Genomic DNA, 11,868 nt, shown 5'->3' with positions numbered 1-11,868 from the left:
TTGTGACTCACCGCGAGGCCTTTATGCGCTGGCGTACACACCATTCGCCCGCCATCAACAGCCCGATTAACAGATAGCTGATTAGTCCGTTCCACCACGTCCACCAGAAAAGAGAAGTTTGCAGGCAGGTGACCAGCGCCACCCCGCCATTCATCAGAAAGAACAGGCACCAGACCTGCGTGACGCGACGGGTGTATGCCACCGCGCGCGGCGGTAAATCGGTTTCACGCAGACGGGCCAGGCGTTCAACCAGCGGCATGGCGCTGAATAAGGAGCTGGCGAACAGCAACAACAGAATGGCGTTTACCGCCACCGGGTACCACAGCAACAAATGATGGTCGCGCAGCAGCATGCTGGCCGCACACAGCGCTGCCCCGGCCACTGCCAGCCATTTGCCTGTCATCGCAAATGCCCCCTGCTGCCGACGCAACCCCAGCCAGCGCAGCACAAACAGCAGTGCCATCAATGGCAGCAGCCAGTGATATTGAGGGTGAGTGAGGCTGAACCCGACCAGAAATGGCCACAGCACCAGCAACAGCCCGGTGAGCATACGTAGCATCGGTTCGCTTTCCCTGCCGCCGTTAACGATCAGCCTTCACGCAGCAATTGTTCTACTGCATCCACCACATCCTGCACGGTGCGGACTGATTTGAAGATCTCAGGTTTGATTTTTCGGCCAATGCGCTTTTGCAAATGCACGACCATATCGACGGCATCAATGCTGTCCAGTTCAAGGTCTTCATACAGACGCGATTCCGGTTTGATATCGTCCGCATCCAGCTCAAACAATTTGACCAGCAGGCCAGTGATTTCCTGATAAATTTCGTTCTTATCCATTACGGTCTTCTCCTGGATACAATCAGGCCGTCAGCGCAGAACGCTGGGCATGGATAAACGCCGCCAGGGTGGCAACGGAGTAAAAATGCTGACGCATTTCGTCACTTTCGGCAGAGAGCACCACGCCGTAACGGCTTTTCACCGCCAGGCCCAGTTCCAGTGCGTCGATAGAATCAAGACCCAGGCCGTCGCCAAACAGCGCCGCGTCGGTTTCAATATCCATCACGCTCACTTCTTCCAGATTAAGCGTGTCGATGATCATCTGTTTAATTTCGAGCGATAACTCTTCCATACTGTTTCCGAATAATTATTGATGTTCTGGTGTTAATGCATCTTGCAAATAGTGAGTGAGGTGACGCGCGGCACGTGACTCCAGCTCCCCCTCTTCGGCCCAAAATGTGCTGCCGTCAATGCGCTGCTGCACGCGCACGGTGAACAGCGGTTTTTCTTCTGGTACCTGATACCAGCGGCTCTGCTTGTCGAGCATACGCTGGGTACAGACAATATGAACCAGACGCAGATCGCAACGGCAGCGCACTGCAATATTGGCAGCGCCGCGCTGGAGTTTCAGTGGTTCACCGTAACGGGTACGTGTCCCTTCCGGGAACAGGATAATCGCATCACCCTGATCCAGACGGCGCTGGCTGTCCGGCAGCAGCGTTTCCCCCTGGCTGTTCACCAGATAATCCGCAGCGCGCACCACGCCGGAAAGGAAAAAGTTTTTCTGTAACCCGGCTTTCACCAGGCAATCTGCTTCCGGCATCACTGACGCCAGAAACACGTAATCCACCAGCGAAGGATGATTCGCCACGATCAGACAACGTCGATCCTGTTGCAACAGTTCGGCCCCTTCAATGCGGTAGTCAAACACCCCAAGGGTACGGCAACAGCGCAGGAAAAGACGAAAACAGCGCGAGATACTGCGCCGCGCCAGGCGGCGGCGCTGCTGAGGATTGCGCAACAGCAGCAGCAGGTTAAACCACACCAGCGACAGCATCAGCCCTCCCAGACCAAATAGCGTAAAGCACAGGCCGGTCATCAGAATGCGCCAGTAGCGACTGAGGTAACGATAAGGTCGGGCTCGCAGGGTGAGATCAGTCATAGCGACACGCCCACTGCCAGTGGAAACGATCGCCCGGCACGCTGAACTGCGCCTGACGTGCCAGCCAACCGTGCAGGAACAGCAGGCTTTGCGGCAGCGCAGGCGCACGCGGCGTAGCCTGCGGCTGGCTCACACACTGACAGGCATCACCCGGTGCCAGCAGCAATGCCACCGCATACGCAGAAAACAGCGTCAGGTCAGGAATATGCGGGTGATAGATATCAGGAATGGTGCCGTCAAAATCAACCAGCAGCACATGGTGATAGCCCGCGGCATGTAACGCGGCCACTTCCAGCATACCCTGCTGAAAAGAGTCCACTCCGGCTGACAATGACGTTGAGACCAACGGGGCTTCGGCGGCAATGGTCAGGCTGCCTACCGCCGCATTGTGCACCGACATCGCAAAGTCTGTCGGCGACAGATTCTGCTGTTTTGCCAGGGCAGTGAGAATACGTAGATTACGCTCCAGCTCACCGTGACGGCTGGTAAATACCAGCGCATCCACGGGCTGACGACGCATGACAGACAGCCCACAGTCCACCGCCGAACGGCTGCCGCTGTTCAGACGCCGCGCAGTCATCATCGGCAGCTGGCTGCATTTGGCCAGTTGCTGCGTGCTGTCGATGACGGGCGGCTGCATTGCCCAGTTTTGCCAGTGCTCAGGCTCATTCAACCCGGGCGCGCTAGCCTGCCAGTCGAGGAGTGTAAAGGCTAAATTCATGCTGATTCTTCTTGCAGCGCGGGAACGTTCTCCGCCCTGTATTCGAGTAATTTGATCATGCCCACAGAGGGATCGTCACTGCGGTTCATCGGTCCATTCAGCGGCACCCGTGCCGCATGGCTAAACCACAGCATAGCGTTTAGCAACGGGTGCTGGCATTCGGAATTAACCGCATTTGCGATATAAAACGCTGTTAACGACTCACCACATTTAATGGGTTGTCGGCCAGGCTGGCAGGATCTTTAATGCCTGAGCGGACCGGCGCCTGACGATTAGGGTGTTTTTGAGGATGCCAGACGTAACTGGATGTCCTTATCGAGGTTATTTATCCAACGATTGTAATTACGGTGAATTTCACCCGGTCCAGCCATCAAATTATTGCTGCCCACATAATTGATAGAATAGTGGTTCGCGCCGTAGGTAATACGAATATCTGCGCTGTGGTTGCGCTGAATGATCCGCCCGGTAATCACGCCCGGCTGCTGAGGCTGCATCACCCATTGACGTGCGCGCCCGGCGTCCAGAATGGCCGTTTGCAACTGATTATCGCTGTAATGAGTATTGAGCGTTTGATTGATATTTTTTACCGGCTCAGTGCGTGCGCAGCCTGCCAGCGCAAAGGCGCATAACAGTGTGGCGAAAAGACGTGACTTTTTCATAGCATCCCTAAAATAATCTATAATTTCCAGCTAGTTACTTTCACAAAAAGCACCCAATACGGAATCAGTCTTTCCGCATGACTCAGACTATTAATTGTAAAGATTCGCATAATAGCATTCGTTGCTAAGCAATGAGAAGCCCTAAACAGGTTGAAAAAATAAGGTTAATCCGTATTGATCACTGACATGCAGGGCTCAGTTGCCGTTGTGCTGGCAGGCAGATTGACTAAGGGGGCAAAGAAATGAAGCAGAGTGGAGAGAGGGCCTGCATGTGCCGGCCCTTGGTTATTTACGCCCCCTGCCAGCCGCCGCCCAGCGCCCGGTAGAGATCGATTTGTGCCAGCAACAGGTTATTTTTGGCCTGCACCACACTGAGCTGGATGTTGAACAGCGTACGCTGGGCATCCAGTTCATCCAGATAGGAAGCGTAGCCGTTCTGATAGCGGTTGCGCGCGATGCGCAGTGCCTCCTGCACCACTTTTTCCTGAGCCTGTAACTCGGAGAGTTGCTCCTGATAGCGGGTAATAGCATCCAGATCGTTATTCACTTCACCAAACGCACTGCGCACGACTTTTTCGTAGTTGTACAGTGCCTGATTACGCGTGGCCATGGAGACATCGACCTGCGCAGTCAGTGCTTCACGGTTCAGTAACGGTGCCAGCACGCTGCCACCAATACTCCACAGGCGGAACGGATTCTCCACCAGTTCATGGAGCACCGAGCTTTGCATTGTTCCGGTGGCGGTGAGATTCAGTGAAGGCAGCAGACTGGCGCGTGAAGACTGAAGTGATGCATCCGCCGCCAGGAGCTGGCGTTCGGCCTGCACGATATCCGGCCTGCGCTGCAACAGCTGAGACGGCATCACGGCAGGCAGCGTCTGCGGTGCCACGTGGTCAAAGTGGTTCTGGCGGGCAATCTGACGCGGGTTCATTCCAACCAGAATACTCAGGGCATTTTCCTGCTCAGCAATCTGATGTTGTAACAGCGGGATTTGCGCTTTTGCCGTCTGATATTCCGACTGCGACTGCACCCACTCCAGGCGCGAGGTGTAACCCGTTTCAAACTGGCGCTGTGCCAGCTTTAACGAGTTGGCACGGCTGGCCAGCGTGGCTTCTGTAACCCGCAGCTGTTCGTCGAGCGACACCAGGGTCATATACCCTGACGCCACCGAACTGGCGATGGTCAGTTCGGCCGCGCTCGCCGCCGCCTGCTGGGCTGCCAGCGAGGCTTTGGCTGAATCAATGCTGCTGCTGCGTTCACCCCATAAATCGACGTTGTAGTTGGCCTGTAACAGGCCCTGGAAGACGGTGGATTGCGCAGGCTGGCCCGTTGCCGCGGAGATAGCCCGCGCACGGCTTGCCGCCACGCCGGCATCCAGCGTCGGGTAGTTATCCCCCTGCGCTCCACGTAGCTGAGCACGATACTGATCGACGCGTGAACGGGCGGTTAATATATCCGGGTTGTTGCGCAGCGCCTGCTCCACCAGTTGGTTCAGTGATGCATCGTTAAACGCCCGCCACCAGCTCGCTTCCACCGCCGCACCCGGTCCAACCTGATTGCGCCACTGCATCGGTATTGGCAGCGCCGACGGTGCCTGCTGCACTTCCGTAGCACAGCCTGCCAGCGTGGCCGTCAGCATCATCATCACCAGAGTTTTCGGCGCAGGCATCATTTTTTATCTCCATCCTGCGCGGCCGCGGTATCGATATTGACCTCGACCGACATGCCCGGACGCAGATGGGCCGTGTTATCGCTGGTGATTTTAATTCGCACCGGAATGCGCTGGGCAATTTTCACAAAGTTGCCGGTGGCGTTATCCGGTGAGATCGCACTGAACTCCGATCCCGCTGCCGGGGAGATATACTCAACCTCACCGTTAAACTGTTCACCGTCCAGTGCATCAACGTGGAACGTCACAGGCAGCCCCGGACGGATGCGCGCCATCTGGGTCTCCTTCATATTAGCCACCACCCACATCTGCTGCGGCACCAGCGAGGTCAGCCGGGTTCCCGCCGTGACGTAAGCGCCCTGCCGCACAGAGATTTGCCCTAACTGACCATCACGCGGGGCGATAATTTTGGTGTTGTCGAGGTCGATCTGCGCCAGTTCCAGCGCGGCCTGCGCGCTGGCGACATCCGCCTCCAGCGAGGCACGATTAACAATCACGGTTTGCAGATCCTGGCGAGAGACTTCCAGTGTGGCCTGCGCCTGCTGCACATCCGCCAGTGTCTGGCTATTGCTGGCACGCGATGCATCGCGTTCACGCAGAGAAAGTGAACCATCTGAGACCAGATTTTCCACACGCTTCAGATCCAGCCCACCTTTTACCGCCTGGGCTTTGGCGTTTTGCAGTGCGGCGTCATTGCGTTTGATCACCGCTTCCGCGCTGCGGCGCTGCTGAATATTGTTGGCCAGCGTCGCTTTTTTCATATCCAGCTGCGCCATCGCCTGGTGCACGCGCTGGCGATAGATGCGGTCGTCAATGGTCATCATCAGGTCGCCCTGGTGGACCGGCTGGAAGTCCAACACCTTAACCTCAGTGATATAACCACTGACCTGCGGGCTGATAAAAGTCACCTGGCCGCGCACATAGGCGTTTTCCGTTGACTGTGTCTGGCTGGTAAAGGGCGGTAGCTGCCAGGCGTAAAGGATCACCAGTACGCCGACCAGGGCAATCCCCGATCCAAGGGCAATCGATAAAATACGCAGCTTATTATTTCTCAGACGCTCGGTGAGTTGCTGCTGTTCCTGTTGACTCATGTTTTCCCCGTGTTCCCTTCTTCGTTCCACAGAACGCTTACCGGGCAATAGTCTTGTTAAGATTTTGCATCGCGCGCTGTTCCGCTTCGGCTTCGCGTTTGGCCTGCTGCCAGTTGAGATAACGCAGACGCGAAAGACGCCACAGCACCCAGAGTAAAGTGATCCCTGCCATGATGGCAGTCAGCATATACACATCGTTATAGGCCAGTACATTCGCCTGTAATGTGGCAACGGTTTGCAGCTGTGCCGTGCCCTGAGCACTTTGCAGGGTGCTGTCACCCACAAGGCTGGCAAACAGATTATTGTACTGGGCTAAACGATCGGTCACGTTCGGATCCAGCAGCGACAGCTGGTCACCGAGCAGGCTGGAGTGATATTTTTCGCGCCAGGTCTGGAAGGTCCCGAGCAGCGCCGAACCCATCAGGCCGCCGAGGTTTTGACTCATACCAAACAGCACTACAAAGCTGACCAGGTTCTTCGGCTGAGTCACCACGCTGCCCACGCCCAGCAGCATCGCTGGTGCGATAAAGAAGGAGGTACTGAAGCCCAGCAGGAACTGACTGAAATACATATTACTGGCGCGGGTCAGCGGGCTGGACTGGGCATCCATCAGCGAGGCCACCATCACGATAATCAGCGACAGGACAATCGGCCAGCTCAGATGTTTGGGATTAATGGTCAGCGCGCTACAGATAATCCCCGCCGCCACCCCGGCAAGGATCGCCAGCGCCAGCCCCTGCATCTGATCGTTCAACATGCCAATCTGTTGCAGATAACCAATCGCACCGGTGTTCTGTTCGGCCAGCATGATACGCAGCAGGATCATCACAATACCGAGACGGAATATCGCCCCGCTCCCCAGCCAGCGGGTGTTAATCAGTGGATTACTGCGATTGTGTTCCACCAGCACGGCTGCCGTGACCAGCACCAGCCCGAGGGCGAGGCAAACGCCCAGCCACGGCGTGCTGGTCCACCATTCAATGCGCCCGAGCGACAGTACGCCGCAGAACAGCGCCATACCGGGTGCCAGCAGGAAGAAGGTCAGAAAGTCTTTTTTCTCGAAAACTTTGGTGCGCTCTCCCGGAGGCAGTTTAAGGATCAGCACCGCACCGAGCGCCATTAACGCCAGCCCCAGCTCAAACAGGTACAACCCGCGCCACTCATCCAGTTGCAGCAGTTCCGTCGAGAACAGACGCGCAAGAGGAATGGCGAGCTGTGAAGCCCCCAGACCAATCGCCAGCGCTTTCAGGCGATGTTTCGCGGGCCAGGCCTGAACCTGATAATAGATACCCAGTGAACTGAGTGCGGCACCGACCATGCCGTGCGCCGCACGGACGATAATCGCGGAACTGAGGTCGTTGACCAGCAGATGGAAGAACGCCACCAGCACATACAGCACCAAAAACGCTTCGGTGAATACCCGCAGCCCGAACTGCTGGCGAAACTTCACCAGCAGCAGGTTAATCGAGATATTTCCCATCACGTAAACGGCGGGCAGCCAGGCAATCTCGTTATTGTAGGCACCAAACACGCCCTGCAAATTGGTCAGGTTGGCAGTCACCAGCGCGTTACTGAGCGCCCCGGTGATGCAAATCAACAGGCCAACGATACCAAAGGCAATGCGTTTATGGGTGGGGTGCAGCGGCGTAGAGGGCGATCCAGGCAGCATGGGCTTTTCGCCAGGCGCCCACTCACGCGGACCATAGGGATTGGATTTAATGCGGGACACCTTACTTCACCTCTGTCGCCGCCAGCAGTTGCTGCAGTACACGCTGGGTGACCGCCAGATCGCCCGCATTCACGCCAGACAGCAGCTCATTGCGCAGTGCATCAGCCTCCGTTTTCAAACGCTGATACAACACCTCGCCTTTCGGCGTGACATGCAGCAGTCGTTTACGCCGATCTTCAGGAGGCTGTACCCGCTCGACCAGTTGCTGCTTTACCAGACGGTCAATCAGCGGCACGACGCTGGCATCTTCCAGACCCAACGACTGCGCCAGTTCTTTCTGACTCATCGGCTCATCCTGAAGGGCGATCGTCGCCACGGCCATCCAGCTGCTCATGCTGAGACCATTATCTTTCATCCGCCGATCTATCGCCTGACGCCAGGCGTGGGCAGTAAGATGCAGCAAACGGGAGAAATTCAGTTCCTGGGTATTCAATAGGTAAGATGCCTGATAATTAGAGCTCTAACTAAACGATATAGCAATTATAGCCACGATGAGATAAAGAAAGGAAGACAACCTCAGAAGAGTGTAGATAATTCTTTTCCGCCTCGCCAGGCGGCTACCGCTTAAGGAACAGCATGATGCCCATTTTTACCCTGCGCCAGCAGCCTGAACGCCGCCATGAGATTGCTCGTCTGTTGCATAGCGAATGGTCTGAACTCGCGAACTGGTCCTCGTTAGCCACCATCAGCCAACGTCTTGATGAGCGTAACCAGCACGACAGCGGCAGTTTTACCCTGATCGCCTGTGACACTGACGGCACGCTGACCGGCACGGCCAGCGTGATCGAATATGAACTGGATGACAGGCCAGAACGTCGTTACTGGCTGGGCGAAGTGTTCACACCCAAAGAGTGGCGCGGTAAAGGAATAGGTTCCAGCCTGGTAAACGCCTGTATTGACCGCGCCCGCGCACAACAGATAGACGCGTTATGGCTGTATACGCCGGACCAACAGGCTCTTTATCGCCGACTCGGTTGGCAGGATGTGGAACAGCGTTGGATTTCAGAAGAGTGGGTGACGGTGATGGTGCTATGCCTGACACAGCACCCGTAACTCCCCCGCTCCCGTTTTAGCCTATCGAAACCTCCCCCCTCCTGCTTTCTCCTTCCGCCTTGCGGCCAGTTCCGCCGGGAAAAAAGACCAAATGAAAGGTAAAATCTTTCATTTTTACTTTTTATCTGAAAGATAATTCATTCGTTTTGTGATCAATGTGGTTTTTTATAAATCTCTTAAGGGCTAGATTAGCTTCCACAGAAAATAACAATATCCACTGTTATCCACGTAAAGAGGTTTCATCATGATTGAAAGCATTACGCACGGAGCCGAATGGTTTATCGGGCTCTTCCAGAAAGGAGGGGACGTTTTTGTCGGCATGGTGACAGGGATCCTCCCCCTGCTGATCAGCCTGCTAGTGATAATGAATGCGTTAATTGTCTTTGTGGGTCAGAAAAGGATCGAGAAACTGGCTCAGCGCTGCGCAGGTAACCCGGTTTCACGCTATCTGTTACTGCCAGTGATTGGCACCTTTGTTTTCTGCAACCCGATGACACTGAGCCTCGGCAGGTTCATGCCTGAGAAGTACAAGCCGAGCTATTACGCCTCTGCATCGTACAGCTGCCACTCAATGAACGGCCTTTTTCCTCATATCAACCCAGGCGAGCTCTTCGTTTATCTCGGTATTGCTAACGGCCTGACCACCCTGAACTTACCACTTGGCCCGCTGGCGGTGAGCTATCTGCTGGTCGGGATGGTAATGAACTTCTTCCGCGGCTGGGTGACCGATCTCACCACCTCCATTTTCGAAAGAAAAATGCACATCCAACTTGACCGTCACGTTCGTTTATAAGAGCGGAGAGAATCATGGCTAAGATTATTGAAATTCATAAAGGCGAAAGCGGCTGGGGTGGTCCCTTATTTTTAGTGCCAGCACCGGGCAAAAAAATCGTTTATGTCACCGCTGGCACTCGTCCGGCCATCGTTGACCGCCTGCACGAACTGACTGGCTGGGAAACGGTGGATGCCTTTAAAGAGGGCGAACCACCGGCTGAAGAGATCGGCGTGGCAGTCATTGACTGTGGTGGCACCCTGCGCTGTGGTCTGTATCCAAAGCGACGTATCCCCACCGTCAATATTCATGCCACCGGTAAATCGGGCCCTCTGGCGCAGTTTATTACCGAAGATATCTATGTGTCCGGTGTACGCCCTGGTGACATCCGCACATCCGAGGAAAACAGCGACGCGCCACAGGTTTCCCTTCCACAGGAAAAACCGATGCGAACTCAACACACCGACTATGACACCAGCAAGAAAATTACTGAGCAAAGTGATGGCCTGCTGGCGAAAGTCGGCATGGGGATGGGGTCTGTCGTCGCCGTCTTTTTCCAGGCGGGGCGCGAAACCATTGATACGGTTCTCAAAACCATCCTGCCCTTTATGGCGTTCGTATCAGCGCTGATCGGCATCATTATAGCGTCCGGCCTCGGCGATTTTATCGCCCATGGCCTGACGCCACTGGCGAACAGCCCGGTTGGACTCGTCACGCTGGCGCTGATCTGCTCCTTTCCTCTTCTGTCACCATTTCTCGGCCCTGGTGCGGTGATCGCACAAGTGATCGGCGTGCTGGTGGGCGTACAGATTGGCCAGGGCACTATCCCACCACATCTGGCTCTGCCCGCGCTATTTGCCATCAATTCGCAGGCCGCCTGTGACTTTATCCCGGTAGGACTTTCACTGGCGGAAGCGCGCCAGGAAACCGTGCGTGTTGGCGTTCCTTCCGTGCTGGTAGGGCGTTTCCTGACCGGTGCACCGGCTGTTCTGCTCGCGTGGGCCGTGTCCGGCTTGATCTATCAGTAACTGACGGAGTGATGATGAAAACTGTCTATGAATCCACCTTTATTGCCGTTGGCGACTGTGCCATGGAAGCGCTTGAAGACCACTTCCTGATCACCTTCGGTGAAGGCGCCCCCAGTGATGTTGCGGAGTACTGTTTTATCCACCGAGCTGAACAGCGTGGCGACACTCCGATTGTCGCAGGTGGTGTGCTCAGCATCGGCGAACAGAGCTGGTCGGTGACAGCGGTCGGTGATGTCGCCGATATCAATCTGCGTGAACTGGGCCATATCACGGTGAAGTTTGATGGTGCCACCACAGCCGAATTCCCTGGCACAGTGCATGTTGCAGGCCAGGTGCCAGCCGGCATTAAACCGGGTCAGAAGTTTCGTGTTTTAAGTCATTAACAGGAGAAATCAATGGATCAGGTTGCTGTAGTTATCGGTGGTGGTCAGACACTGGGTGCTTACCTGTGTAAGGGTCTTGCTGAAAACGGTTATAAAGTTGCCGTTGCGGACCTCAATATCAGTAATGCACAAGCCATCGCGGCTGAAATTAATCGCGCACAGGGAAAAAATGTGGCGACAGGTTTTCAGGTCGATGCCACCGGAGAAGAAAGTGTGGCAGAGCTTGCTCGCGCCGTGGATGAGGCATTTGGTCGTGCCGATGTGCTGGTTTACAGCGCCGGGGTGGCGCGGGCGGCCCCTATCACCCAGTTTATGCTCAACGATTTCGATTTGTCTTTACAGGTCAACCTTGTGGGCTATTTCTTGTGTGCCAGGGAGTTCGCCAGACTGATGATCCGCGACGGTGCAGGCGGCAGGATTATCCAGATAAACTCTAAATCGGGGAAAGTGGGCAGTAAACATAATGCAGGCTACAGCGCCGCTAAATTCGGCGGCGTGGGCCTGACACAATCGCTGGCCCTTGATCTGGCGGAGTACGGCATTACCGTTCATTCGCTGATGCTGGGCAATCTGCTTAAGTCACCGATGTTCCAGTCGCTGCTGCCACAATACGCCGAGAAACTGGGGATTGAACCGGACGACGTGGAGCAATATTACATCGATAAAGTCCCGCTAAAGCGGGGCTGTGACTATCAGGACGTGCTCAACGTTCTGCTGTTTTATACCAGTGATAAAGCCGCCTATTGTACCGGGCAATCCATCAATATCACCGGCGGCCAGGTGATGTTTTAAGCCCCGCCCGGCAGCACAACGCTGCCGGTTTT

The 11,868-nt window shown here is 55.5% G+C and carries 15 protein-coding genes; 5 read left to right on the top strand and 10 right to left on the bottom strand.

Annotated elements, in window-relative coordinates:
• Positions 1–7 precede the first annotated feature (7 nt).
• The 10 genes from FVB43_RS17070 to FVB43_RS17025 all read right to left on the bottom strand — a co-directional run bounded on the left by FVB43_RS17070 (position 8) and on the right by FVB43_RS17025 (position 8,241).
• Positions 8–559: a COG4648 family protein gene (locus FVB43_RS17070; RefSeq protein WP_133840947.1), complete on the bottom strand. Its 552-nt coding sequence runs from the start codon at positions 557–559 to the stop codon at positions 8–10.
• A gap of 29 nt (positions 560–588) precedes the next feature.
• Complete coding sequence (locus tag FVB43_RS17065) at positions 589–837, bottom strand: acyl carrier protein (protein WP_133840948.1); 249 nt, start codon at positions 835–837, stop codon at positions 589–591.
• A gap of 22 nt (positions 838–859) precedes the next feature.
• Positions 860–1,129 (bottom strand): phosphopantetheine-binding protein, encoded by a 270-nt coding sequence (locus FVB43_RS17060; protein ID WP_133840949.1) that lies wholly within the window; start codon positions 1,127–1,129, stop codon positions 860–862.
• Between the two features lie 15 nt (positions 1,130–1,144).
• Positions 1,145–1,939 carry a lysophospholipid acyltransferase family protein gene (locus FVB43_RS17055; protein ID WP_133840950.1) on the bottom strand — a complete coding sequence of 265 codons (795 nt, stop codon included), beginning with the start codon at positions 1,937–1,939 and terminating at the stop codon, positions 1,145–1,147.
• Positions 1,932–2,660 (bottom strand): beta-ketoacyl synthase chain length factor, encoded by a 729-nt coding sequence (locus tag FVB43_RS17050; protein ID WP_133840951.1) that lies wholly within the window; start codon positions 2,658–2,660, stop codon positions 1,932–1,934. Before FVB43_RS17050 ends, FVB43_RS17055 begins: the two co-directional genes overlap by 8 nt.
• A 272-nt stretch (positions 2,661–2,932) precedes the next feature.
• Entirely contained in the window at positions 2,933–3,319 is a 387-nt protein-coding gene (locus tag FVB43_RS17045) for a hypothetical protein (protein ID WP_167864361.1), read from the bottom strand.
• Positions 3,320–3,608: 289 nt separating this feature from the next.
• Positions 3,609–4,991, bottom strand: coding sequence for an efflux transporter outer membrane subunit (locus FVB43_RS17040; protein WP_167864360.1), 1,383 nt, complete (start codon positions 4,989–4,991; stop codon positions 3,609–3,611).
• Positions 4,988–6,079 (bottom strand): HlyD family secretion protein, encoded by a 1,092-nt coding sequence (locus FVB43_RS17035; protein WP_167864359.1) that lies wholly within the window; start codon positions 6,077–6,079, stop codon positions 4,988–4,990. The genes FVB43_RS17040 and FVB43_RS17035 overlap by 4 nt, the downstream gene beginning before the upstream one ends.
• 37 nt (positions 6,080–6,116) lie before the next feature.
• Positions 6,117–7,748, bottom strand: coding sequence for an MFS transporter (locus FVB43_RS17030; protein WP_205945556.1), 1,632 nt, complete (start codon positions 7,746–7,748; stop codon positions 6,117–6,119).
• A gap of 61 nt (positions 7,749–7,809) precedes the next feature.
• The gene (locus FVB43_RS17025; protein ID WP_133840957.1) at positions 7,810–8,241 is read right to left on the bottom strand and encodes a MarR family winged helix-turn-helix transcriptional regulator; all 432 of its coding nucleotides are present in this window, start codon (positions 8,239–8,241) and stop codon (positions 7,810–7,812) included.
• A gap of 143 nt (positions 8,242–8,384) precedes the next feature.
• Between FVB43_RS17025 and FVB43_RS17020 the strand changes: the two genes are divergently transcribed.
• The 5 genes from FVB43_RS17020 to srlD all read left to right on the top strand — a co-directional run bounded on the left by FVB43_RS17020 (position 8,385) and on the right by srlD (position 11,836).
• Positions 8,385–8,861 carry a GNAT family N-acetyltransferase gene (locus FVB43_RS17020; protein WP_340139009.1) on the top strand — a complete coding sequence of 159 codons (477 nt, stop codon included), beginning with the start codon at positions 8,385–8,387 and terminating at the stop codon, positions 8,859–8,861.
• A 244-nt stretch (positions 8,862–9,105) separates the two neighbouring features.
• Positions 9,106–9,654 (top strand): PTS glucitol/sorbitol transporter subunit IIC, encoded by a 549-nt coding sequence (gene srlA / locus FVB43_RS17015; protein ID WP_062743787.1) that lies wholly within the window; start codon positions 9,106–9,108, stop codon positions 9,652–9,654.
• A 14-nt stretch (positions 9,655–9,668) separates the two neighbouring features.
• A complete protein-coding gene (gene srlE, locus FVB43_RS17010; RefSeq protein ID WP_167864357.1) occupies positions 9,669–10,661 on the top strand; it encodes a PTS glucitol/sorbitol transporter subunit IIB in 993 nt (330 codons plus the stop codon).
• Between the two features lie 14 nt (positions 10,662–10,675).
• Positions 10,676–11,044 carry a PTS glucitol/sorbitol transporter subunit IIA gene (locus FVB43_RS17005; protein WP_167864356.1) on the top strand — a complete coding sequence of 123 codons (369 nt, stop codon included), beginning with the start codon at positions 10,676–10,678 and terminating at the stop codon, positions 11,042–11,044.
• A 12-nt stretch (positions 11,045–11,056) separates the two neighbouring features.
• Positions 11,057–11,836: a sorbitol-6-phosphate dehydrogenase gene (srlD, locus tag FVB43_RS17000; RefSeq protein WP_062743790.1), complete on the top strand. Its 780-nt coding sequence runs from the start codon at positions 11,057–11,059 to the stop codon at positions 11,834–11,836.
• The last annotated feature ends 32 nt before the right edge of the window (positions 11,837–11,868 follow it).

It is taken from the genome of Erwinia rhapontici, assembly GCF_012271765.1.
Lineage (GTDB): Bacteria > Pseudomonadota > Gammaproteobacteria > Enterobacterales > Enterobacteriaceae > Erwinia > Erwinia rhapontici.
The sequence above is the reverse complement of the archived record's forward strand: the minus strand, read 5'-3'. Positions and strand labels throughout refer to the sequence as shown.

What these genes read in the sequence shown, in the direction of transcription:
- FVB43_RS17070 (WP_133840947.1), bottom strand. Translation starts at nt 559, where the DNA reads ATGCTACGTATGCTCACCGGGCTGTTGCTGGTGCTGTGGCCATTTCTG.
- FVB43_RS17065 (WP_133840948.1), bottom strand. Translation starts at nt 837, where the DNA reads ATGGATAAGAACGAAATTTATCAGGAAATCACTGGCCTGCTGGTCAAA.
- FVB43_RS17060 (WP_133840949.1), bottom strand. Translation starts at nt 1,129, where the DNA reads ATGGAAGAGTTATCGCTCGAAATTAAACAGATGATCATCGACACGCTT.
- FVB43_RS17055 (WP_133840950.1), bottom strand. Translation starts at nt 1,939, where the DNA reads ATGACTGATCTCACCCTGCGAGCCCGACCTTATCGTTACCTCAGTCGC.
- FVB43_RS17050 (WP_133840951.1), bottom strand. Translation starts at nt 2,660, where the DNA reads ATGAATTTAGCCTTTACACTCCTCGACTGGCAGGCTAGCGCGCCCGGG.
- FVB43_RS17045 (WP_167864361.1), bottom strand. Translation starts at nt 3,319, where the DNA reads ATGAAAAAGTCACGTCTTTTCGCCACACTGTTATGCGCCTTTGCGCTG.
- FVB43_RS17040 (WP_167864360.1), bottom strand. Translation starts at nt 4,991, where the DNA reads ATGATGCCTGCGCCGAAAACTCTGGTGATGATGATGCTGACGGCCACG.
- FVB43_RS17035 (WP_167864359.1), bottom strand. Translation starts at nt 6,079, where the DNA reads ATGAGTCAACAGGAACAGCAGCAACTCACCGAGCGTCTGAGAAATAAT.
- FVB43_RS17030 (WP_205945556.1), bottom strand. Translation starts at nt 7,748, where the DNA reads ATGCTGCCTGGATCGCCCTCTACGCCGCTGCACCCCACCCATAAACGC.
- FVB43_RS17020 (WP_340139009.1), top strand. Translation starts at nt 8,385, where the DNA reads ATGATGCCCATTTTTACCCTGCGCCAGCAGCCTGAACGCCGCCATGAG.
- srlA (WP_062743787.1), top strand. Translation starts at nt 9,106, where the DNA reads ATGATTGAAAGCATTACGCACGGAGCCGAATGGTTTATCGGGCTCTTC.
- srlE (WP_167864357.1), top strand. Translation starts at nt 9,669, where the DNA reads ATGGCTAAGATTATTGAAATTCATAAAGGCGAAAGCGGCTGGGGTGGT.
- FVB43_RS17005 (WP_167864356.1), top strand. Translation starts at nt 10,676, where the DNA reads ATGAAAACTGTCTATGAATCCACCTTTATTGCCGTTGGCGACTGTGCC.
- srlD (WP_062743790.1), top strand. Translation starts at nt 11,057, where the DNA reads ATGGATCAGGTTGCTGTAGTTATCGGTGGTGGTCAGACACTGGGTGCT.